At 39.8% G+C, this 24,641-nt stretch carries 15 protein-coding genes, 2 tRNA genes and 2 rRNA genes; 5 read left to right on the forward strand and 14 right to left on the reverse strand.

All coding sequences use genetic code 11. The annotated features are described in order from the left end of the window. Positions 1-43 precede the first annotated feature (43 nt). From recD to ACMUMJ_RS02920, 5 genes are all read right to left on the reverse strand, one after another. On the reverse strand, positions 44-2,107 hold the full coding sequence (gene recD, locus ACMUMJ_RS02900; protein ID WP_414677297.1) for an exodeoxyribonuclease V subunit alpha: 2,064 nt from the start codon (positions 2,105-2,107) through the stop codon (positions 44-46). Beyond that, positions 2,094-5,972, reverse strand: a complete 3,879-nt coding sequence (gene recB, locus ACMUMJ_RS02905) for an exodeoxyribonuclease V subunit beta (RefSeq protein ID WP_414677298.1) — start codon at positions 5,970-5,972, stop codon at positions 2,094-2,096. The genes recD and recB overlap by 14 nt, the downstream gene beginning before the upstream one ends. Beyond that, complete coding sequence (gene recC, locus ACMUMJ_RS02910; protein WP_414677299.1) at positions 5,969-9,409, reverse strand: exodeoxyribonuclease V subunit gamma; 3,441 nt, start codon at positions 9,407-9,409, stop codon at positions 5,969-5,971. The genes recB and recC overlap by 4 nt, the downstream gene beginning before the upstream one ends. Positions 9,410-9,520: 111 nt before the next feature. Next, positions 9,521-9,596, reverse strand: a tRNA-Ala gene (locus tag ACMUMJ_RS02915). A 511-nt stretch (positions 9,597-10,107) separates the two neighbouring features. Beyond that, positions 10,108-11,358, reverse strand: a complete 1,251-nt coding sequence (locus tag ACMUMJ_RS02920; protein ID WP_414677300.1) for a TIGR03862 family flavoprotein — start codon at positions 11,356-11,358, stop codon at positions 10,108-10,110. A 156-nt stretch (positions 11,359-11,514) separates the two neighbouring features. Between ACMUMJ_RS02920 and ACMUMJ_RS02925 the strand changes: the two genes are divergently transcribed. After that, positions 11,515-11,600: transfer RNA gene (locus ACMUMJ_RS02925), tRNA-Leu, on the forward strand. 727 nt (positions 11,601-12,327) lie between these two features. Here the strand turns inward: ACMUMJ_RS02925 and galU are convergent. The 6 genes from galU to betI all read right to left on the reverse strand — a co-directional run bounded on the left by galU (position 12,328) and on the right by betI (position 18,631). Continuing rightward, positions 12,328-13,167 carry a UTP--glucose-1-phosphate uridylyltransferase GalU gene (gene galU / locus ACMUMJ_RS02930; RefSeq protein ID WP_414677301.1) on the reverse strand — a complete coding sequence of 280 codons (840 nt, stop codon included), beginning with the start codon at positions 13,165-13,167 and terminating at the stop codon, positions 12,328-12,330. A gap of 75 nt (positions 13,168-13,242) precedes the next feature. Then, entirely contained in the window at positions 13,243-14,526 is a 1,284-nt protein-coding gene (locus tag ACMUMJ_RS02935; protein ID WP_414677302.1) for an MFS transporter, read from the reverse strand. Positions 14,527-14,905: 379 nt separating this feature from the next. Further along, positions 14,906-16,102, reverse strand: a complete 1,197-nt coding sequence (gene choV / locus ACMUMJ_RS02940) for a choline ABC transporter ATP-binding protein (RefSeq protein ID WP_414677303.1) — start codon at positions 16,100-16,102, stop codon at positions 14,906-14,908. Further along, positions 16,102-16,950, reverse strand: coding sequence for a choline ABC transporter permease subunit (gene choW, locus ACMUMJ_RS02945; protein ID WP_414677304.1), 849 nt, complete (start codon positions 16,948-16,950; stop codon positions 16,102-16,104). Before choW ends, choV begins: the two co-directional genes overlap by 1 nt. A gap of 75 nt (positions 16,951-17,025) precedes the next feature. Beyond that, on the reverse strand, positions 17,026-17,964 hold the full coding sequence (locus tag ACMUMJ_RS02950; protein WP_414677305.1) for a choline ABC transporter substrate-binding protein: 939 nt from the start codon (positions 17,962-17,964) through the stop codon (positions 17,026-17,028). A gap of 88 nt (positions 17,965-18,052) precedes the next feature. Then, positions 18,053-18,631 carry a transcriptional regulator BetI gene (betI, locus tag ACMUMJ_RS02955; RefSeq protein ID WP_414677306.1) on the reverse strand — a complete coding sequence of 193 codons (579 nt, stop codon included), beginning with the start codon at positions 18,629-18,631 and terminating at the stop codon, positions 18,053-18,055. Between the two features lie 290 nt (positions 18,632-18,921). Between betI and ACMUMJ_RS02960 the strand changes: the two genes are divergently transcribed. The 4 genes from ACMUMJ_RS02960 (at position 18,922) to ACMUMJ_RS02975 (ending at position 22,851) form a co-directional block, all read left to right on the forward strand. Beyond that, entirely contained in the window at positions 18,922-20,082 is a 1,161-nt protein-coding gene (locus tag ACMUMJ_RS02960; protein ID WP_414677307.1) for a MalY/PatB family protein, read from the forward strand. A gap of 203 nt (positions 20,083-20,285) precedes the next feature. Further along, the gene (locus tag ACMUMJ_RS02965) at positions 20,286-21,092 is read left to right on the forward strand and encodes a sterol desaturase family protein (protein ID WP_414677308.1); all 807 of its coding nucleotides are present in this window, start codon (positions 20,286-20,288) and stop codon (positions 21,090-21,092) included. A gap of 37 nt (positions 21,093-21,129) precedes the next feature. Next, positions 21,130-21,798: a YceH family protein gene (locus ACMUMJ_RS02970; protein ID WP_414677309.1), complete on the forward strand. Its 669-nt coding sequence runs from the start codon at positions 21,130-21,132 to the stop codon at positions 21,796-21,798. A gap of 9 nt (positions 21,799-21,807) precedes the next feature. After that, positions 21,808-22,851: a Gfo/Idh/MocA family protein gene (locus tag ACMUMJ_RS02975; RefSeq protein ID WP_414677310.1), complete on the forward strand. Its 1,044-nt coding sequence runs from the start codon at positions 21,808-21,810 to the stop codon at positions 22,849-22,851. Here the strand turns inward: ACMUMJ_RS02975 and ACMUMJ_RS02980 are convergent. The 3 genes from ACMUMJ_RS02980 to ACMUMJ_RS02990 all read right to left on the reverse strand — a co-directional run. Then, complete coding sequence (locus tag ACMUMJ_RS02980) at positions 22,848-23,780, reverse strand: AEC family transporter (RefSeq protein WP_414677311.1); 933 nt, start codon at positions 23,778-23,780, stop codon at positions 22,848-22,850. The genes ACMUMJ_RS02975 and ACMUMJ_RS02980 overlap by 4 nt on opposite strands. Before the next feature lie 381 nt (positions 23,781-24,161). Next, positions 24,162-24,276 (reverse strand): 5S ribosomal RNA (rrf, locus tag ACMUMJ_RS02985). Positions 24,277-24,537: 261 nt separating this feature from the next. Continuing rightward, positions 24,538-24,641: ribosomal RNA gene (locus ACMUMJ_RS02990) — 23S ribosomal RNA — on the reverse strand; the annotation flags it as partial.

Here is a 24,641-nt window from a genome sequence, read left to right on the forward strand (position 1 = left end):
GGCTGTCTGAAAAAGTTCAATGATTCGCCCAGCATTCAGATGATTACTCAATTTTTGACCAAATTTTGTTCTGCAATCCTGACAACCTTGTCACTTGATTGGTGATTGCATAACGCAATGTCGCTTCATTACCCCATATTGAAAATTTCGCCTTGGCTCTGGTGATTCCTGTATAGAGCAATTCTTTGGTTAAGACTGGGCTGGTATTTTCAGGCAAGACAAGCACAACCGTATCAAATTCTGATCCCTGAGATTTATGCACCGTCATGGCATAAACCCATTCATAATCACTTAATCGACTGGGAAGAATGCCTTTAATAGAACCATCACTTAATTGAAACCAGACTCTCATTTTATCGGCATGCACCGAATCGTTAGACGTTTCAGGCATACAAATACCAATATCCCCATTAAAAAGCCCTAAACTTGAATCATTACGTCGAATCATGATGGCCTTACCCGCCTCCCATGTTTGATTCAAATTTAAATAACCTCTGCTGTAAAAATACTGGCACAAGGCTTCGTTTATCGACTCAACACCAAAGTCGCCTTGCCGCACAGCACATAATACTTGATACCTTGAAAATAGAACAAAGAGTGATTCAATAGATAAACCAGAACGCACACCTCGCCAATATTCAGCATAACCTTTTCCTAACTCAGTAATGTCAACCGCTTGCTTGTTCAGTCCGTCTTTCAACGTTGGGTGCCACTGAATGCTTTGGTCAGGCGCATTCAATAGACAACCCATAGCTTGATTTTCATTACCTCTGTTTACAGCACTGGCCAATAAACCAATGCCACTGTTGCCATCAAAGCGATAACTTTTTCTCAATAAGGTTAGATGTCGATTTATCCATTGAGCAGTATGTTCTGGTCTCTCATAGGAAGAAAAATCATATTCCAGCATATTGCTCAAATAGTGAACCCAATCAGAGGAAAAATGCACATCATCTATACCAGCCGTTAAATCTCCTAGCACGCCACCCGCTTCTACAGACGCCAGCTGATCTTTATCGCCCAATAAAATCAAACGAGCATGAGACGGTAACGCATCAACCAGTTTCGCCATCATAGGTAGATCAACCATCGACACTTCATCTACCAACAAAACATCCAAATGCAATGGGTTTTCCGAGTTAAATTTAAATTCACTGCGTCCAAAGTTAGCCCCTAACAGCCTATGTAACGTCGATGCTCGCTCTGGAATGGCATCCTTAATACTTTGCTCAATGGGTAAATTCACCTTAGCTTTACTAATGGATTCTGTCAGTCGTGCCGCTGCTTTCCCGGTTGGCGCGGTTAATTTGATGTTCAACGTCTGTTGCGCTTTGTTCGCTTGTTGCACCAATAGCGCCAACAGTTTAATTACCGTCGTTGTTTTTCCGGTTCCTGGGCCACCGCTAATAATCGCAAATTTTTGTGCCGCCGCCGAAGCGACTGCCACTTTCTGCCAATCAACATTCAGATCACTTTCTTTAGCGTGATCTGTTGCTGTACTTTTAATTGAAGAAGAAAAAACATCATCCAACCATTTTTTATCTACAGGCAAAAGTGCCGCCTGCGAGGATTTCTTTAAAAACTGATGAACGGTTTCTTCGTAATAAAAGTAACGGCTGAGATAAAGTCGGTTTTGTTCTAATACCAATGGTTTTTTTTCGATAATAGACATCTGGCCATCTCGACTTTTATCCATTGTACTTTCCTGTTGAGTAGTAACCACTAGAGAGGATTGTGACACTCTACGCCCCCACTCTTGAAGCGAATCGATGCCTTCAGTCGTCAATACTTTCTTCCAAATTTGCTTATCTTCTTTTGATGATCCAAGAAAGGCATGGTGAAAGACATCTTCTAGATACAAGCAAACGTGCCCCATTCCTAAATACGCACTGCACAAAACACCTGCCAATAAAACCGCCGTATCCGTTTCTTTAGAGTGACGCATTAAAGAAACGATCCATTGCTCATCTATTGCTCTAATCGCACCCGTATTACGCCACCGTTCGATCAATTCATTGGCAGAAGACACATCAGTGATGTCTTGACTTGCCGTACTGATACTACGGGATTTGTTGGATAAGGGCGTCATTGCATTAAAATAAGTCATATTGGTCTTCCTGACTTGGGCCTATAGAGGGTTGATCTATGGTCTCTTTTGCTCTATTCGCACCAGAAAATAATGCGTCCATCTCTAAAACCTGAGCTTTTTCCAATCGAGTACGATAAATACCTTGCTGACTTTCTCCATCCATTCCACGCAGAAACAAATAAAACACACCGCCAATATGTTTATCGTAGTCATAATCTTCCAGCCGAGAGCCTAAATAACGATGCAGCGCTAACGTATAAAGCTGATACTGTAAATCATAACGATGGTCGGCAATGCCATCTTTCAATGCTTGATCATGATAATCGTCGGGGCTATCTCCGAGGTAGTTTGATTTATAATCCACCACATAATAACGCCCTTCCCATTCAAACAATAAATCGATAAACCCTTTTAACATGCCTTTTAATGGTCGATCTTGAATGCTTGGTGCGTCTTTAGACACATCATCATAACGCCTGGCAATCCGATCCAATTGCAGCGCTTTAAATCCTGAAACAGGAATAAAAAACTCCATTTCTTTATAAACCTGATGAGCCGACAATGCCGCTAATGTTAATTCAGGAAGGTTTTTGTCTAAGGGGGTATGCAGCATATCCCGCAACCACACGAACAATACTTGGCGCCATTCTCCATAGCCTTGCCGCTCAAAATAATCTGCCATAGCAGGCTGATACTGAGCTAACAGTAAATTGGCAAATGTTGGATCGTTTAATTGATCAAGTAATGGCGTTCCTTCTAGCAGATCATGTAGAAAAACCCCGGGCTTCGCACCACGAGGAAAACTAAACCGATTTGCCACGTTGTCTTCATTTTCAAGCAAATTCGCCGATTGAATGGCTAATTCAGTAAGCAATTCCGGCTCAGGAACATGATCACCTAAATCTCTGTCTAAATGACTGCCTGAGACCATCAAGCCCGTTTCGTCTAAACCGGGATTCACTTCGGCTTTTTTATGGCTTTCATCACCAATCACCAATGAAGAATAGCTTCCAATCCACCAGTCACGCTCTATGTGACCAGAAAACTCACGGTTGTTTAGAATGTGAGCTTGCCCCTCATCGACCACTCCGTCACCTAAACGGTTTTGTTTAAATACGGGCAACGTATCAGGAACCGAACGAACAACCTCCATAAAAGAAAGTTCATTAAATGCCATAAGCGTTGTTTCCAGAGAACCAAACGCTCTGTCTTCCCCCGCATACAATAATGAACCCACACCACTTAAATGCATCTGGCAGCGAACTGGCAATGTTTTTGTGGCAGCTTTGCCTATTTCAGCACAACCAATGAAACAGGCTTCTTTTGCCCGAGTTAATGCCACATAAGCGAGGCGAATTTCCGTTGCATACAACTCTTCTTCATGTAATTCTTTTTGCTCTTTTTCTGGACAAGGAGTAAACCACAACGTCGAATGTGTTTCAGATAAATCACTGTTCCTTTCTCCATCAGCTTCACTATTCCCTTTTCTATCACCTCCACTGTCTTCTCTACTATGATATAAAGCATGATCATCGCGATTAGCGAAAGGTTTTAATGCAAAAGGGAGATACACAAGTGGGTACTCAAGCCCCTTACTTTTATGAATGGTAATAATTCGAACCAATTCAGCGTCGCTTTCAAGTCGTACTTTTTGCTCATCACTGTTGCCATCTGGCGATTGGATAACCCTCAAAAAATAACGTAATAAGCTTTCTTGCGATTCCATCTCCATGGATTTTTGTTGGAGTTTTTCTCCTAAATGCAATAAGTTCGTTAACGAACGCTCGCCATTTACTCGACTAAGAATATCACTGGCCAATTTTAAATCTTGCATAAAGCGTCTCAGCATCGGCATCAAACCTTGAGCCAGCCAAATATCATGATAATGCTGAAAACGCTCAGACCATTGCTCAAAATACACATCATCGTAATTGAACTTATCTAACTCATCGTAAGACTTACTTAGCAACTTAGTTGCCAAAGCGGATCGTAGCGGCGTTTCTTTACCTTGCTCATGAATAGCATGCAAAATAATCCACAGGTCTTGCGCTTCTGAAGACGCAAATACAGACCCTCTATCACTTAGGTACACGCTGTTAATGCCTTTTTCAGCAAGGGATTGCTTCATTAACTGCGCTTGTCGATAACCCGCAACCAGAATGGCAATGTCCTTCGGCATAACGGGACTGGCCTGATTTTTATCTTTTAGTGTGGCTTGCCCTTTTTGCCCCTCTAACAATAACGCATGTATGTGAGTCGCTGACATTTCAGCGATCCTCTCTTCGTAGGAGCCAGTGCTCAACACATCATCTTGCTCAAGCAACAAAAACTGCATCGCTGTTTGAACTTGATTTTGCCGTACAAACCCCCCTTCAATACCTCGATCCTGAACCGACGTAAACGGAATACCTTCTACTCTAAAAGGTTTAGCTTGTGTCATAAACAACTGGTTGACGGACTGGATCATCGCCGCTGAAGAGCGATAGTTTGTCGCTAATGAATACACTGCTTCGACGTCTTTTTTCGCCTCTAAATAGGTATAGACATCGGCCCCACGAAAGGCATAAATCGCTTGCTTAGGATCACCGATCATAATCAAACCCAATGCTCGATCTGATTGCTCACCATCAGAAGAGCTAGAATCAGCATCTTGATAGATTGTTGAAAATATACGGTACTGTATCGGGTCTGTATCTTGAAACTCATCAATCATAGCGACAGGGTAAAGATGTTGAATACGATCCGCTAAACGCTCTCCACCTTCATTTTGTAGAGCAAAGTCCATTGAGGTCAACAAATCCGTAAACGTCAGTTTTAACGTTTGCTGCTTCCATTTAATTAAACGATCTTGTACCAACGCCCAATAACGAGACAACAATGCGGGTTTCACTTTATTCGAATCTGGAAACAACAAACGCAATGTTTTAACACTCTCAAAAAGTGGATGCTCAGGTGCTGCACCGCCTTTTTTCACATTCGATTCCAGTTCAGCCCCGTCGATTCGTTTTAACTCATCAATCAGCATTAACGAATCACTTTCCCCCCATGCAAATAGATTGCGAATCACCTTTTCACGAGCGTCCATTTTTTTGGGTGTGTTGTACCAAAAAGTTCCTTTAATATCGCTGTTATCCAGCAGTTCAATCACCTCTTTTGAATGCGCTTGCCACAGCTGTCTGGCTTTTTGAATAAGTTCTTTTGCTTCAAATAAGCAACGCTCAACATCAAAATCTGCACCTTGAATCTTCACACTCGGCTGACTTTGTACACTCGCTAAATCGTTTTGTAGAGCTTGAGGCGTATCCCAAATCCGCCTAACAATACCAGCAAATTCAGGTGACATAGGGTAGGTTTCAGAACGCCAAACATCCTTCACGGCAATGCTTAAAGGAATGCTTTCATCTGTTTCAATTTCTTGCTGAAAGAGCATTCGGCTTTCGAATGCATTTTGAGCGAGCATTCTTTGGCAAAAGCCATGAATGGTAAAGATTGCCGCTTCATCCATTTGCTTTTCTGCATTTAGCAAACGTTCAACACCCACTTCGCTTTCTGTTGATGAAAACCGTGCGATCCAACTTGATAAGAAAGCATCATTACTCTCACCCATTAATAGCGCTTTTCTTGCCTGTCTAATACGTTGACGAATCCGCCCCTTCAACTCGGCCGTTGCCGCTTCGGTGAAGGTCACGACTAGGATTTGATCCACAGTCAATGGATAAGGAAACTCACAGTCATCTTGAGTAGGCATCAACAAACGCAGGTATAAATTGGCAATGGTGTATGTCTTACCCGTCCCAGCACTCGCTTCAATCAGTCGTCGCCCATATAAAGGAAAGGTAAACGCATCCAATGCGATCAGTGGTCGTTCGAAAGACGGTGTCATTCTTTCTTCTCCAAATAGGTGTAACTTGGTAACCACAGCAATTCGCTTAATTGAACAAAACTTTCCTGCATGTCTTCAAGCTGAGAATAGGTTCTTTGCCAGTACACATCACGCCCTTCCGAAAACTCAAGATACGTATCGTGGTAACATTTGTTGGCTTTTTCCCATGCAGATTCTTCATTCTGTGTTTTATGCATTTCACTGGCCCAAACATCCGCAGTTTTAGCTGGCAATGCGATAACATGGTTAATCCCTTGCTCAAATACGGTCCAATATCGAGTGAGTAACTCTAGTGCCACACCTTGCTCCAGTTTAGGCCAGCAGGTTTCTACGACTTCAGCCGAAGATGAGGTTTTAAATGATAAGACTAACGTCTGCATAGGAATGCCTTGGGCATTAACAGCAAGGTGTTCAAGCCAACTTTTCATACGAACTCTGGCAGTTAAGGTGCTTAAATGTCGGATCACTCGTCGATCATTATCCCAACGATCCAGCCAAGCAATCAGTTTTATCCTGTTTTTACCTAGTGCGTTTTCACTTGCAGTATTACTACCAACAGATTTGTTTTCAACAGCAGACTGGAAACTGAGTTGTACGTCTATTTTAGGCCATTTTATGCTGCTTTTTGAGGGTGAGGCCGCGGCCATAGACGCGCATTGATTAAGTAATTCTTGCAACGACATTTGCCCAAACTCACCATAAGGAAAATCCCCACTGAGTTGCAGCTTTTGTCTGAAAGAATCAATACTCCCATCTTCATACGCCAATAAGGCTTTTTCCCTGAAGTCCCATGCAGCCATATAATTAATGGAGAATGGCTCGTCTTCTAACTCCTGCATTTCTCGGATCGACAAATATGCCTTCAATCTCTTTTGATAAAAGTAACGCGCAGGATGGGTAAAAAACCGAGTCACGTTCGTAAAATCGACTTCATCCATCTCTTGCTCTAAATGTGGTAACGTGGACGTATCATTAAGTTCATCTCTAGACAGTACGTCCTGTCTAATTGCATCTAGCCACGTTTCTTCATAGCTAAATAAGTCTTTCGAGACAAACCCACTTTGCTCTGATAAAAAGTACTTAATATTAAAGGGCTGTAATGGATGCTCTGTCACTATTTTTTGTAAGAGCATTTTTTGACTGGCTTCTGGATCTAGGTGAGAGTCGGTCGTAAAAGCACAGCTTTGACCAATGTATTCCACCAATTCACTCACTAATATAGAGGGGTTTAACTCACTGTTATCTCGAATACTGCGACCAACGTAACTTATGTACAACGTCTGGCGGGCAGACAATAACGCTTCTAAAAAGAGATATTTATCGTCTTCTCTTCGGCTACGATCCCCTTTTTGATAATTACCCACCATTAAGTCAAAACCAACGGGGACTTTTGTCCGAGGATACACACCCTCGTTTAACCCAAGCACACAAACAACGCTAAAAGGAACTGAGCGCATTGGCATTAAGGTACAGAAGCTCACTCTGCCTGCTAAGAAGCGCTGCCCTCCTTGAGGCTCTTGCAATCGAGGAACCAGCATTTGCCTTAAAACAGCCAAATCCACGGTTTCATTAAACTTAGCCGTACGCCATTCTGTCGCCATTTGATCAATCTGCTGAGTTAGTAATGGCGCAAAGACATCGTCTTCATCCACATCAAAGAATGCATCAAATAACTCATACAGAAATTCTACCCATTCATCGGGTAACCTAGGCGAGCGCATGGCAGTAACTAACGCATTCACTGCATTTAAAAATTGCGCCAACTTTCCGGCAACATCGGCTTCAAGACCTTCTACTTCACCATAGCTAAGTAAATCATTCCAAACCACATCGTGACCAACAGCGTAGCCAAGCAACATTCGCTTCAGCCCGTTTTCCCATGTATTTTGAGTATCGGTTGGTAATGACCAATGTTCTGCCGTTGTATGATCTAGCCCCCAACGAATACCAGACTCATTACTCCATTGACGAATTCGTTCCAGCTCATCGATCGTTAGCATAAAGCGAGTCAATACCGCAGGCACTTCCAAAATGCTAATCAATTCAGATAAGGTGCAGCGGCTGTCTACTAAGGACAGTAATTGCACATAAGCATCAATTAACGGTGCTTCGTAATTTGCCTGTAAATCAACCAAAGCAAAGGGAATGCGCTTGTGATCCGGCTGGCTTGAAAAAACAGACTTAATAAATGGACTGTACAGATTCACATCTGGCAGCATCACAATGATGTCTTTAGGGGTTAAATTTTTATCTTGTTCGAACATAGATAACAACTGATCGTGTAAGACTTCAACTTCCCTTAGCGCACTGTGACAAGAATGAAACTGCATACTTTCATCTTGAGGTAAAATAAGATGTTTGTAATACGAATCACCCAAGCGACCTTCTCGTTCTTCTTTAGCACCGTGATTATCCAACGTCAGCACGTCTTGTTGTAAAAATGCTAATAACGTTGTGCTGTCGTTGCTTTCTACCGTTTCAGTACTTATGTAATCTTCAAACACATCCAACTGGTTGTCTGCCACATCCATGAGCTGCAATATATAATCTCGACCTAACCTACCCCATGAAGACAAAAGAGGATTTGCTTCTAAATGAAGCTTGTCTAAGGTCAATCCCAGTTTATTGGGTTGACGCTTAATCTGCCGATTTAGATGTTGTTTGTCGACAATGTCCCCCCAGTAAAAACGACTTGGATTTAGCACAAAGAGATGCACTTCAATCCAACCTGATTTTGCCAATACTTGCAATGCATTCAAGGTATTTGGAGGCAACGAAGATACGCCGAAAACAAAAACTCGGTCCGGTAAAGTTGTCGGCTTTTGTGTATTGCGGGTGGCGTCTCGTAAGGCTTCAACTAAATTTGCTCGATGAAATAATGAACCGTTATTCAAAGAAACATCGGTCACCAAATCACGCCATAAAATTGCCTGCCAAGGTTGTTTTTCTGTAATTCGATTAATCTCTTCTATCGATTCATCGTTTGATTCCCATGCAGATATCCAATTAGGCCGATACACTAAATATTGATCATAAATATCGGCAATACTGGCACACAGCTGATAAAGGCGCATTTGGCTTTTATCTTCTTTTAGATACCAAGTCAATGCAGAGAATTCTTCTTGGTCCAATCGTGTTGGTAGAATCCTCATCAACCGCCAAACTAAAAAAGGTTTATTGAATTCACTTTGCATTGGAATGCCTGGAATGCTTTTTTGAAAACATTGCCAGACAAAAGTAGAAGGCAACGGGAAAACAACACCAGCGTTAATGCCTTGTTGCTCTGCTAATGTCATCTTTAACCATTGAGCCATGCCAGGGCTTTGAACTAAAATATGCTCAGATTGAAAGGCATTTTTAGGGGGAGAAAGCGCCAGTATTTTGTTTAAAACAACAGCGAGGTCTTCAAGATGATTACCAGAATAAACACTGAACATAGTCTTCCTTATTGTTGTTTATTACAGACAAATCAAGATATATGAACAATTAAAACAATATGATATAAACAATAGGCTACTATAAAGTAGAAAGGGAAATGTATCAGAAAATGGTGGAGCCTAGGAGGATCGAACTCCTGACCTCAACGCTGCCAGCGTTGCGCTCTCCCAGCTGAGCTAAGGCCCCATTTCATTTTGCGAAAATAGTAATCACTGTTTAATATAGTGTCAATAGACGCCTCTTAATAAAATGAATTTTATTTTCTCGGCTATGGCTTTTGAAGCTTCAAGCCAACATGTACAAGGTGAGACCTTTGCACGAAGTCATGAGCGACGATAAGACGAGGCAAACACAGACGAAAAAGCGGAGTTTATGAGTTATAAATGCGCGCTTTGAGTCTGTTTTTAACAAAATATTAACAAGCGTAGTAGAAGAGGCGCTCGACCAAATTTCATTAAGTGGCACCCTTAAGGGCATTATCCTTAACTACGAAGGGGTGGAGATTGGCAAATATCTGAAAGTAATTCACTCTTTGGAAAAGAACAATTGGGATGATATTTCTAATTTATCTGCCAAAAGTAGATTAATGCTGAGACGATGCTATGGAGAAGGCGTACTTTGGTCCAATACAACACTTGAGACATTGAGGTAACACCCCCTCCACCATCAACCTCGCATACAAACGCTGAACAAACCCTCACACAGACAGTTTGTTAAGCCAGTTAAGCATTCCTTTCCCCGCATGAAATCCACTCGCAAAACAAGCTGTAAGTAGATACCCGCCTGTTGGTGCTTCCCAGTCCAGCATTTCACCCGCACAAAATACGCCATTTCGTTGTCTTAGCATTAAACTGCTCGTTAGCGCTTCTCTCTGAATACCACCAGCACTACTAATGGCATTTTTTAGATCAAAGCATTCGGTAAGTGTTAATTCAAACGATTTTAAACAGGCTGCGACACTTTCAGGACGATTCATTTCTTCTTGAGATAAGCGCTCTCTCAGTATCATGCATTTTACACTGTCTAACCGGAGTTTTTTCTTCAAAAAATTAACCATAGAAGACTTGCCTTTAGGCTCTTTCAGTCGCTTTATGATGTCTTCTTTCGATCGATCTGGCATTAGGTCAATGATGAGGTCGGCTTTCCCTGTTTCTATTATTTGGTCACGGATAGCGGATGCATGCGCATAAATCAAACTGCCTTCTATCCCAAGTGCATCAATCATCACTTCGCCTTTCACTCCATTTTTCCCAACAGGGTTACCGTCCATAGAAATGGTTACGCCTTTCATTGCGACACCTTTACTATTTTTCGCAAAGTAATCACTCCAATGGCATTTAAAGCCGCAATTAGCAGGACGAAACGAACGAAAGCCTTCTCCGTTGGTGAGTGGCGTTATCCAAGAAGCATCTGAACCTAAAGAAGGCCAGCTAGCGCCACCCAATGCAAACAAAATGGATTTAGCTTCTACAAAAACCGACTCTTCTAAATGTTGGAAATGCAATGCATCACCTTGCCAACCTAGCCATTTATGTCGGACATGAAATACAACACCTTGCTGCTTTAGTCGATGCACCCATTTTCTTAATAAAGGAGCCGCTTTCATTTCGACAGGGAAAACACGTCCAGAAGTACCAACAAACGTTTCTACCCCTAACTCCGTCAACCATGCTCTTAAATCAGCCACATTAAACGATTCAAGCCACTCAGATACCCAATCATTTGCTTCATAGAAGCGTTGCTTAAAGAGTGTTTCTGCTTCAGAGTGAGTGATGTTCATCCCTCCTTTCCCTGCCAATAGAAATTTTCGAGCAACAGATGGCATTGCATCATAAATAGACACTTGATAACCCGCTTTTGCTAACGTTTCTGCCGCCATTAAACCCGCAGGACCAGCACCAATAATCACAACAGGAGTAAGAACATTTGAAAAATTCTGAACAGACATACAATCCCCTAAAACATAGTCCCCATATTATAAAGCAGTTTTCACGACAGAAACGCTATTGCATAAAAAGATATATTTATTGAAAGAATGTCATTTTTTTATACTAAAGCATTGACAGACATATAAAAATCCATAGAATGTGCAGCACGTTTCAAGGCCAGTGTGGTGGAATTGGTAGACACGACGGATTCAAAATCCGTTGCCTAATAAGCGTGGCGGTTCGAGTCCGCCCACTGGTACCAATTAAAAAGCCCGTACAGATTTTAATCTGTGCGGGCTTTTTTATGCCTATCTGAAGGCAACGTCTCAACAGCACACCATTATCATTCAAAAGACAACATCATCCAAAAAGCGTCTTTTATTAAAACCAAATTTCAAGATAAAACTCAAAGATAAGCTAGGGAATATGCGAATGGGCCTCTAAAATTAAATAATTCCTATTTACCTATTCAAGCCTTAGTTATGTCACATCAACTCACTTTTTCTGACAGAGAATTCAACAAAAAAACGCTGTAAATGCTCGTATGAATGAGTTGATGCCTTGAGATCAACTTAAAGCTGTGATTGAACTTGAGCCTGGCGATGCTATTTGCCTTAACCAATGTGTTTAGAATGGACCAGATAAGACGATCTGCAAAGGATTAATCCGTTTAGAACGCACTAAATAAGTGCTAAGTCGGCTTATTTAGTGGCGAAAAGTATAAAAATGAGTAGCATCTTGTGCTTTTTTACTCGAATGATAGGTGTTTAGTGTATTGAGACTTCTTAACCGCTGTTTCTCTAGCAGTTACAGCAAGAAGTACATAAGATACATATATTTTGAATGTCGCAAATAATCTATTTGATGTCGTTTTTTTCAACGCCATCAAGAAAAAAACCCATTTAAAACAATCATATATGGCTCGATATTAAAAGCCAGTTATTTGAAAACACTGGCTTTTAATATCTGTAACGAATAATTCACTCTTACTATTCGTTATTTTTCTTATAGTCATTTTCATAACAGTAGTTGGTTGCTTCAACAAAGCCATCAACACTACCGCAATCAAAACGACGTCCTTTAAATTTATACGCCAACACACAGCCTTCTTCAGCTTGCTTTAACAATGCATCGGTAATTTGCACTTCACCATTTCGACCTGGAGGCGTATCACGAATTTTTTGGAAGATATCAGGCGTTAAGATGTAACGACCTATGATGGCTAAATTTGAAGGTGAATCTTCTGGGTTAGGCTTCTCTACCATATCGGTAATACGATATAAGCCATCTACCATTTTTTCACCTGTAATGATTCCGTATTTATTCACTTCATCCGCAGGCACTTCTTCGATGGCCACAATTGAGCATCGGAACTGGTTAAACAATTTAACCATTTGCTCCATCACACCATCAGAGTGATCCACAGAAACACAAAGATCATCCGCTAATACCACACCGAAAGGCTCATCTCCAATTAACGCCTCTCCCGTTAAAATAGCATGCCCTAAACCCAACATATTATTTTGGCGAGTATAAGAGAAATTCACATTCTCAATCAGATATCGAATGCCTTCTAAATATTGCTCTTTCCCTGTACCTGAAATTTGATGTTCCAGCTCATAACTAATATCAAAATGATCAGCAATTGCACGCTTGCCTCGACCCGTTACAAAAGTGATATTATTTAAACCCGCTTTTACCGCTTCTTCAACACCATACTGTACCAATGGCTTATTCACGATAGGAAGCATTTCTTTTGGCATAGACTTAGTTGCGGGTAAAAAGCGTGTACCATACCCAGCAACTGGGAGTAAACATTTACGAATCATACTGCTTCCTTATTAAAAATACGGCCAATCTATTAAATACGGTTAGTATATAACATCCCACTATTGGCTTTAACACTAAAGTTTAATCTCTATTTCCGTTACTTCTTCCTCTGTCTCAATCGTTGAATCCGCTTCAACAAACATTTCTGCAGTGACTACCGGACTCACACTAAGAGCAACCTGAACTTGATCACCTTGATCTTCAACGACCATTGGTGCTCGATGATTAATATAAAAAACAGCAACAAATCCAATAGAAATATTTACTAAAGCGACAAACCAATATAGAGCGTTAATATCTAAAAAGTCCATAACAAGTGCAGCAACAATTGGGCCAATAGCACCACCAATGCCATTAAGTAGGATAAGCCCGCTACTGGCCGATAGAACTTGTTCAGGTCTTAGCAAATCATTAACATGGGAGGCCGATAACGAGTACATAGGGAATGAAAAAGCCCCAATTAGAAACATACCCAGCAACATAATATTCTGGCTGTCTAAATACATACCTAATGGCACTACGAAAGCGGTGATTGCCCCAATAACAGCAACCCATAAAATGGTTACTCGACGGTCCTGGATATCAGACAATCTACCAATAGGCCACTGAAGTAATAAGCCTCCTACATAGCTAGCCCCGATAAAAAATGAAATTTCACCAACATTCATGCCAATTGATTGGGCATAAACGGCAGATAAACTGAGCACTGCACCAATAACTAACCCAGCCAGAGTAACACCAGTCACACCAAGAGGAACGGTTTTAATCAAATTTACTATATGCAGCTTTTCAGGAATAACAATGGTAGGCGATGGCGTTCGAACTAATAACAAAGGCACTAACGCAAATGAAATAAGCACAGAGGTCAAAATAAACAAATCGTAACCACTTGGGGATGCAACATTTAGAAGCATTTGGCTCAAAATAGACCCTCCCCATAAAATGGTCATATAAACAGAAAACAGCCGTCCTCTCGTTTCATTAGATGATATGTCACTAAGCCAGCTTTCTGTAACAATAAAAAGCCCCGCATAGCACAGCCCAGTTCCCGTCCTCATAAGAGCCCAAAACCAAGGATCGACAATAACTGACTGCATCAAAATGGTAATCGAGGCAAGAGAAGCTACAGCGGCAAAAACACGAATGTGCCCCACATTTTTTACCCAAATAGGCACTAATATCGAGCCAATAATAAAGCCTACATAATAACCAGACATGATAAGACCCGTTACCGTCGTATCAAACTCTTCTAGAGAAGCTCTTATCCCTATTAAGGAGCCTTGAAGTCCGCTAGCCATAGTGATTATCGATATACCAAACAACAAACTCCATATTGGTAAAATAGTTTGCTTAACCATTGATTTTTCCTTGCTTAAGAAGACAATGAAACAGCCGAATCAGTTTGAATTTTAGTCGATTTAAAAAACCTCAAATATACAAGAAATCCGCATAATTTAAACCTGTTTGATTCACTAAATTCCCTTAAAAATTTATAAACAACACAAAAAATTCAAATTACATTTTAAGAGATAAAATCAAGTCAGAAACCATTATTATGTAATCGAAAAAACGACGGGGAATACCCTAAGAGCATATAATAATAAGCGCACTTTGATTCCAACCATTCATCACTATTACTTACGATTGAGCATAAAAGTAATATTTGGTGCTTATCACTAGGGAAGGTGCGAATAAGCCTACTAAGACTGAGTCTTAGTAGGCTTATTCGCACCTTCCTTAACCATCAGCTTCAACATCAGAGCGGTTAAAGTGCTTGCCTAACAAAGCGTGATAAAAATTATTATCACTTAATGTCCCAACAAAGCACTCATCTTTAATCAGCACTAACGATTGATTCGTTTTGTAACGTATCTCAGCAGCATCTCTCATAGATATATTAAAAGGCACTCGGGTAACACCCCCAACGGTTAGGCCGTCAATAACTTGACCTATTTCCCAGTGGTTTTCATTAAGTGGCAGTCCATCTTTCTCAAGCTTTATTAGCGCATTTTTTTCATCTACATAATAATGAATACCTTCATCTAGGTAACCACCTTCAAAGATCGCCATTTTTTCTCTGGATGTCATCAAAGAGACACCTTTAAGGACATTAAGCGGGTTTGTATGAGCCACAAATTTTTCAACGTATTCTGTCGCCGGATTTAAAACGATTTCTTCAGGTTTATCCTGCTGAATAACCTTAGCCGATTCCATAATCGCTATTTTAGAGCCTATTTTTAATGCTTCATCTAAATCATGGCTTACAAAAATAATGGTTTTATTTAGCTTCTGTTGTAATTCAATAAGTTCATCTTGTAGCTGCGTACGTATCAATGGATCAAGAGCAGAAAAAGGCTCATCCATTAATAAAACATCCGAATCCATCGCAAACGCTCGTGCAAGACCAACACGCTGTTTCATACCACCAGACAACTCATCGATTTTTTTGTCGGCCCATTGACCCAGTCCGACCATATCAATTTGCTCTTTGGCTTTTTTCATACGCTCTATCTTACCCAAACCTTGCATTTCTAAACCAAAAGCCACGTTTTCACGAACCGTTAGCCATGGCATTAATGCAAAACTTTGAAATACCATAGACACACGATTCGTACGAATATGACGCAACATGCTTTCATTGCATGTTGCCATATCGATCATAGTATCACCATCACGTACAAGACACTTACCACGCGCAACTTTGTTTAATCCATTTATCGTTCTTAATAGTGTCGATTTACCTGAGCCAGATAGGCCCATTAAGACGCAAATTTCGCCTTCTTCAACATCAATATTAGCATTTTGGACACCGACAACGTCTCCTGTTATGCCTAGTATTTCGTTTCTAGACTTGCCTTCATCCATTAAAGAAAGGGTTTGGCTTGTATTGTCGCCAAAGACAACATCTAGATTTTGTATGCTAATCACAGCCATTATGCGTTCTCCTTAGCAGCAGAAGGACTTTTACAAATACGATCTAACATAATAGCAACCAATACGATTACGATGCCTGCTTCAAAGCCTTGTGAGATATTCACTGTATTCAGAGCTCTTACAACCGGCTTACCTAACCCATCAGCGCCCACTAATGCAGCAATAACCACCATAGATAAAGACAACATAATACATTGTGTAATTCCTGCCATAATATTAGGCATAGCAGCAGGCAGCTCGACTTTGTAAAGTAACTTCGATTTTGTACAACCAAATGCCAAACCCGCTTCAACCAACTCAATTGGCACTTTACTAATACCTAAGTACGTCAAACGAATAGGAGCGGCAATGGCAAAAATAATCGTTGAAATTAGCCCTGGGACATAGCCTAAACCAAAAAGTATTAATGTTGGGATTAAGTATACAAAGGTCGGAATTGTCTGCATTAAATCCAAAATGGGCCTTAATATTGTATACATCCAAGGCCTGTGTGCAGCGGCAATACCAATAGGTACACCAACAAGCACACTGATGGTGGTAGCAGAAACAACCAGTACCAATGTTTGTATAGTTTCAACCCAATAACCTAGATTAATAATAAGCAACATTGAACAAGCGACAAAAGCCACTAGCCCAATGTTCCTATGTAAAAACCAAACGCCAACTAACGATATAGCAATCACAACTATAGGAGGCATCCACTCGATAGCCTCAACCAATGAAATAATAAGTGTTTCTAATGTTTCTGATATGAAATCAAAAAAGACGGCGGCCACGTCAATAAGCCAATCAACAAAAAGTTCCATCCATGATCCAAGAGGAATTTTGTGATCTGTCAACCAATTCATGCATTTTCTCCGGTTTAAGGGGGTGCTATAGGAACATACCTATAGCACTAAATAGAAATGATGGGGAAAAATGGCCTATAAGCCGAGGTGAGTTTTTACAGCAGCAACACTATTACTATCACCCGCTTGTGTAGTAACGCCTTCTAACCAAGCATCCAACGTATTTGGGTTGGCTTTCAGCCATTCTTTTGCAGCTACAGCAGGCTGTTTTGAATCATCTAAGATAGCGCCCATGATTTGGTTCTCCATTGCTAAAGAAAACTCCAAATTGGTTAGTAACTTTCCTACATTCGGGCATTCAGTTAGATAATCTTTACGAACGTTTGTATGTACATTCGCACCGCCATAATTCGGTCCAAAATAATCATCACCTCCATCTAAATATTCGATATCAAAGTTCGAATTCATTGGGTGTGGAGCCCAACCTAAAAAGGCGATCCACTTATTACGACGAGTATTTCTACTTACTTGAGAAATCATACCTGATTCACTCGACTCAACAAGCTTAAAAGAGCCTAAATCAAATGCATTTGAATCAATCATCTCTTGAATAATTCTGTTGCCATCATTGCCTGGTTCAATACCGTAAATTCGACCAGAAAATTCTTTCTTAAATTTAGACAAATCTGCAAATGTTCTCACGCCAGCATCAAAAGCATCTTTATTAACTGCAAGCGTGTATTTTGCACCAACTAGGTTTGCTCTTACATCTTCTACGGTGCCCGCTTGAAGGTACGGAGCAATATCCGCTTCCATCGTTGGCATCCAATTACCTAAGAAAATGTCGATGTCACCATTTGCTAATGATGTATAAGTGATAGGGACAGATAAAAGCTGAGTTTTCGTTTTATAACCCAAACCTTCTAATACTTCAGACGTTACGGATGTCGTCGCTGTAATATCAGTCCATCCAACATCAGAAAATCGAACGGTAGAACAGTTCTCTGCAATCGTTAGGCCTGAAACAGTCGCAATACTCACAGAGATTACAGATTTACTTAGCATTGATAACATAATTTACCCTCGCTTATTAAACAATTAAACAGCACGTTCATAGTGTTACTGATCACTCTCATTACTCTTTATAATTAAGCCAATTTTATTAGTTTAGTTCTAACACTAAATATTGACGGATAAGTAGCATAGATTGAGATCTATTCATTTTTCCGTCTAATGAGCCTCTCAGCCACATACCATCAATTAGGGACGCCACCATTAAAGCAACCTGTCTTGCTCTTTCTCGCCCTAATGCAGTTTTTAGTTCAACGACCAGTGCCGTATGTAATCTTTTTGAATAGAGTTTCTGTAGTCTAAAGAAAACAGGTGAATGCATAGCTGAGGCCCAAAAACCTATCCAAACTTTCACAATTTCAGGATTCATTTGCGATTGACTAAAGCCAGCCCTCACAATACACATCACTCTATCGATGCAATTTCCATTTTTACCTTTTTTTAGCTCTTTTTTCAGAATAGCAAAAAACTCTCGAATCAAACTTTTCATGGTCTCTTCTAAAAGACCATTTTTACCACCGAAATAATGATTAATAATTGCCGATGAAACACCTGCATTCTTACTAATGATATTTACTGTAGCGCCTGAAAAGCCATATTCATCAATTGATTTAATTGTTGCTTGTATTAATTGAGGTTTACGTATTTCAGGCATTCCAACTTTAGGCATAAATCGAACCTTTATATTAAACGCCTATTTAAATTAAATCATAATAGGCCCCATTAATTAACAGGGTCAACCCATGTAAAAGCCGCCAAGTCGTTAAAAAACATAACATATTGATATAATTTAATTTTTTATTGGGTCAATGTTTTTAAGTCACTTTAACTGTCGGTTTTAGACAAATAAAAGAATGAAATAGACAAAAAAATTATTTTTTAAATGAGATCACTTTCTATAAAAAACACGATAAGATTAATAGCAATTAATCGAAATCTATTTTATTTTGAGAGGAAGACATGGCAAGTATACAGGAAAAAAAGCATGGATTTGACCTGATTATCCCAAGACAAAATACAAACAGCGATAAATGGTCAAGATATCAGAGCGATATCATCCCTCTATGGGTAGCAGATATGGATTTTGCGTCTCCAATTGCAATTAAAAATGCGATATCAGATCGATTAGAGCATGGCATTTTTGGCTACACGTCAGCATCCAGTGAGCTATCCAATAGTATCCAAAAACATTTAGAAAAAAACTATAATTGGGTTATACACGATCAGGCTCTGGTGTATTTACCTGGCCTAGTTTGCGCACTTCACTCTTGTGTCAGAAGCTTCTCCAATAAAGGCGATTCGATTGTTGTACCTGGACCAGTTTATTACCACTTAACAAAAGCAGCCGAATTCTCCAATAGAGAAGTTGCTCATGTTTCCATGGTTACTGACAGCACTCAACGATGGATCCCAAACTTTGATGAGCTGAGTGAAGCTTGTTCAAAAGAAAATGCAAAAATGTTGCTACTATGTAACCCTCATAATCCAGGTGGTACCGTATATACGGTAGAAGAACTCAACCGTATTCATCAAATAGCACAAGCAAATAATCTGATCGTTGTCTCTGACGAAATACACTGTGACTTAATTTTGGATAGCGTTCCTCACGTTCCATTTGCCAGTTTGAATGACGATGCTAAGAACAGAACCATCACATTAATGGCCCCTAGCAAAACATTTAATATCGCAGGCTTAGGATTTGCTTTTGCTGTGATTGAGAACCCAAAAATAAAAGCATCTTTCACTAAAATGAACAGTGGAATCATCCCTTCGCCTAACTTGTTAGGGCTAGTTGCAGCCCAAGCAGCCTACGAAAAAGGTAAACAGTGGCATTCTGAACTCATTAAATACTTAAGAGGCAACCGACACTTTATCCGTTCGAAGTTACAACACACTCCTATCAAGTTTTACTCACTCGAAGCCACTTATCTAGAATGGCTCGATGTGAGTGCATTGAAATTAGAAAACCCTCATTCGTTTTTCTTAGACGCAGGTGTTGGAATGTCAAACGGGAAGGACTTTGGTAACCCTCAATTTTTAAGGCTGAATTTTGGCTGTCCTCGGTCAATTTTGGAAGAAGCCCTAAACAAAATAATAATTGCAATTGAACGTTTACCATAAAATATTGATACAGTTCGCTGCAAAGCTTTTATAGTGCACCTTTAACTAATTCCCTCTCTAGAGAAAATTAGTACTTGTAAACATGAATAATAAGCCCACACAGGGAACTTTTTCGATAACCGTTGTCCAATCCAATTCACTTTGTTGAATTTAACACAATAGAATGGTTTATACTGATTCTATATCATTAAAGATGCCTCTTTATGACGGACTACATTTTAAGAGTTACTCTATTTTTAGCATTTGTACTACCACTGATAGCTTGGCAAGTTTTGCGACCTAAAAAAAAGCTTGTTCATTGGAAACAACGTTGGATAGAAAACTTAAGCCTTTTAGCCATTAACATGATGTTGTTAAAACTTATCCAACCGCTCCTCTTATCCCTTATAGCCTATACTTCAAGTAAATACGGACTGTTAAATTTACTGCCCTTACCAATATGGGCCTCTATATTACTCAGCCTTCTACTGTTAGATTTGGCTATTTACTGGCAACATAATTTATCTCATCGTATCCATTGGATTTGGAGGCTGCACAGAATTCATCATTCTGACTCAGAGCTCGATGTCTCTTCCGCAGTACGGTTTCATCCTATTGAAATTGTTTTATCTCTTGTTTATAAAAGTATTATCGTCGTCACTTTAGGTATACCCGCTGTGGCTATCCTCATTTTTGACGTCCTATTAAACGCATCGGCTATGTTTAATCACAGTAATGTCTCTTTACCTAAGAAAATCGAACGAGTCCTACGACTGTTTATTATTACGCCCGAAATGCACCGAATCCATCACTCTCGAATAAACAAAGAAACAAACAGTAACTATGGCTTTTTTCTTAGCATTTGGGACAAAATCTTTAACTCATATACAGATAAAGCCTCATTAGGCGACAATAATATTAATATAGGCATGCCCAAAACAAAGAAATATCGTCCTAATGGGGTGCTTTCTTTACTACTTATGCCTTTATTTAAGCCCATTACGTTTCAAAACAAACAGAACACAGAGTAATATAGAGTCTATTACTTTATATTAATAAGGATTCGCTATGAGTCAGTTGTCTCTATCAAATGAACAAATCCGTATTATTGGTAGTTTAATAGAAAAATCAATCACTACTCCTGACCTCTACCCTTTAAGTCTCAAGTCATTGCAAAATGCCTGTAACCAAAAATCCAATCGTGAACCCATTACTGAGTTTACTCTTACGGAAGTAGAATCCATATTAAATACATTAATAGGCAACAACTTTGTTATCGACACATCAAGTTTTAATAGCAAAACACCTAAGTACCAACACCGTTTTTGTAATACAGAATTCTCCGATATTCAACTGAAAGATTCAGAATTGGCGGTTATCTGTTTACTTATGCTAAGGGGGCCTCAAACATCAGGCGAGCTCAGATCAAGATCCTCAAGGCTATACCCATTTAAAGACCTATCGGAAGTCGAAGAAACATTGCTGTCTCTTCAACACATTTCTGGAGGCCCCTATATCACAGCACTTCCTAAAGTGCCTGGAAAACGTGAAATTCGTTACATACAATTATTTGGAAAAGCCGATACATCGATTACACACCATTCGTCTCTAATAGTTACTCATGAACCTCGTTCTGAAATTGATGCTTTAAAACAAAAAATTACCGAACTTGAAAATCAAATTTATAAATTACAAGAACAACTTGAGAATCAACATTCACAGCAACCATATAAATAGGAAAAAACCATGGAAACAATACGTTGGGGTATTATTGGAACAGGAGCGGTTGCTAGAAATTTCGCAAGGGATTTTGCTCATGCCAAAGCAGGAAAATTAGTAGCCGTAGCATCCCGCAAAAAAGAAACTGCTGATCAATTTGCCAGCGATTTCGACATTGACCTCTCTTTTGTTGATTATTTTTCACTTATTAACAGCGACCAAGTAGACGTAATTTATATCGCTGTACCTCATCACTTACACTTCAAAATTGCAAAAGCGTGCATTCTCTCGAATAAGTCCGTTCTGTGCGAAAAACCGTTTACTATTAATCATAAACAATCTAAAGAACTCTATGACTTAGCAGCATTACGTGAAGTATTTGTTATGGAAGCTATGTGGACTCGTTTTAATCCTGCAATAGAACAAGTCTATGATTGGATTGAAGACGGAGAACTCGGTCAATTACATAGTATCCGAGCCAATTTTGGCTTTGTTGGCCCGACAGACGCAAAACACAGATTACTCAATAAATCATTAGCTGGAGGGGCTTTACTTGATTTAGGTATTTATCCCGTTTTCCTTGCCCAATTGTTTTTTGGTAAACCCGACTTCATTCAAAATCAGACTGTCATTGGCGATACCGATGTAGATGTATTCAATCAAATACTATTAGGTTGGGAGCAAGGGCAACTTGCTAGCCTTGAATCCTCTCTTATATCCCATTCACCTAACAAAGCCGTACTGTCAGGCAGCAAAGGTTATATTGAAATAGACAGCACATGGCTAATGGCAAAGTCATGCAAACTGACCAATATCAACAACCATGAAAGCGTTGTTGAGTTTGATTTTCCAGGCATGGGTTATCAATTTGAAATTGATGAAGTCAATCGATGTATCGAAGAAGGGCTCTTACAAAGCCCAAGCTTTTCTTGGCAAGACTCTTTAGATTTAATCAGTACATTAGATGAAATACGTGAAGATATTGGCCTATATTATGACGGTGAAGAACAGCCAGTAGACGAACATGATATTCACGATCATCACCATGAACATCATCATCACAAACATTAAGCTAAAAAAATACCCCGAGCAATCCACATAACAAAAGGCAACATAATAATACTTATGGCAGTTTGAAAGCTAATTAAAACTGCCATAAGTGGTGCATTTCCACCTAATTGTCGAGCTAATGCATAACCCGATGTTGCTGTCGGTACAGTACCAATAATAACGGCAACCACCGCTGTTACTCCAGAAACATCAAGTATGATACACAATGAAATAATCGTAGCGGGGAACACGACCATCTTAATTACGGTTGAAACACCAATATATTTCCAAGCGGTTTGTACCTCCTTAAATTGCAAACTTGCACCGACAGCCAACAGAACCAAGGGCAATGTTGCTTGAGATAAAATTTCAGTAATAGTATAGATAGGTATAACGCGACCTAAACCTAATAAATTAACGCTAATACCAAGAAAAATTGAGATAATTAGCGGGTTTTTGAATAACTCTTTAAAAATAAGTTCTGATAAGCTTACGCCTTCTTTACCGTGTTTGATTACCATATAAGACACCATTAATACGTTGATTGTCGGGATGACAATAGAAGCCCCCAACGTTGCATAAAGCAATCCTGTATCTCCATAAAGCTTATCAGCAACAGCTAATGCAATAAACGTGTTATAACGTACTCCTGCTTGCATCATAGTAGAGCTTGTTGGCGGAGATACCTTCAAAAAATAATTAGTGATTAAAACGAGACAAGAAATGATAGTAATACTGGAGAGAAAAATAATAAGATAATCAGCAACAATAGGATGACTAAAATCGACTGAAGACGTTTTGGTATAGAGTAAAGCAGGAAATAACACCCAATAAACTAACTTATCAACACCACTCCAGAATAATTCTGACGGAAAGCGATACTTAGATAGAATCCCCCCCATTATAAGAAGTAAAAATACAGGTAAAATAGTAAAAGAAAGGGAAATCATCCAGAGTAGCCTAGTTATCTATAAAATTAGATTTTAATACAGAAGTAAATTAATCGATATGGTAAGCATACTTATTGGGACGGTACCCCGGTATGTTGTTGACATCGGAGAGATTCCCCATTAACCGCAATCTCTGAACCAAAAAAACCCTGACAGGGTAGCCTATCAGGGCCTTCTAATTGAAACTTGACGACGACCTCGTTCCTTTCATAAAGAGCCACATGGCGAATGCCACACTACCATCGGCGATGACCATTTTGTCAGTGGCTGAATCAATATTTCTAGGAGGTCTTGATGCACTGTCTTGAATTTCAATTGACGTTCAATCTCTGAACCAAAAAAAACCCTGACAGGGTCACCTATCAGGGCTTTCTAATTGAAACTTGACGACGACCTACTCTCACATGGCGAATGCCACACTACCATCGGCGATGACGCTTTTCACTTCTGAGTTCGGGATGGGATCAGGTGGTTCAACGTCTCTGTGATCGTCAAGCAAACTTGTTGCGTTTGGTTGAGTTCTTTATGTGACTCAGCTTACGCGAATACGTGCTTGAATCTTTAACAATGTCTCTTTTGAAATAGCAATAACCAAGTATCAAACCGGCTCACAGTGTGTCTTTCGAATCACTGTGTGTCGTAATCTGTCATCTTCGTTTCAAGTTTTTTCTTAACGCTTTTTTTAAAAGTGTTTTTAAAACTTTCTTCTCAAAACGCTTTTCTTGAAACCTTCTTCTTAAAACCATTTTGGTGTTATATGGTCAAGCCTCACGAGCAATTAGTATTGGTTAGCTCAATGCCTCACAGCACTTACACACCCAACCTATCAACGTCGTAGTCTTCAACGGCTCTTTAGGGGAC

The organism is Marinomonas phycocola, from assembly GCF_047525455.1.
GTDB lineage: Bacteria > Pseudomonadota > Gammaproteobacteria > Pseudomonadales > Marinomonadaceae > Marinomonas.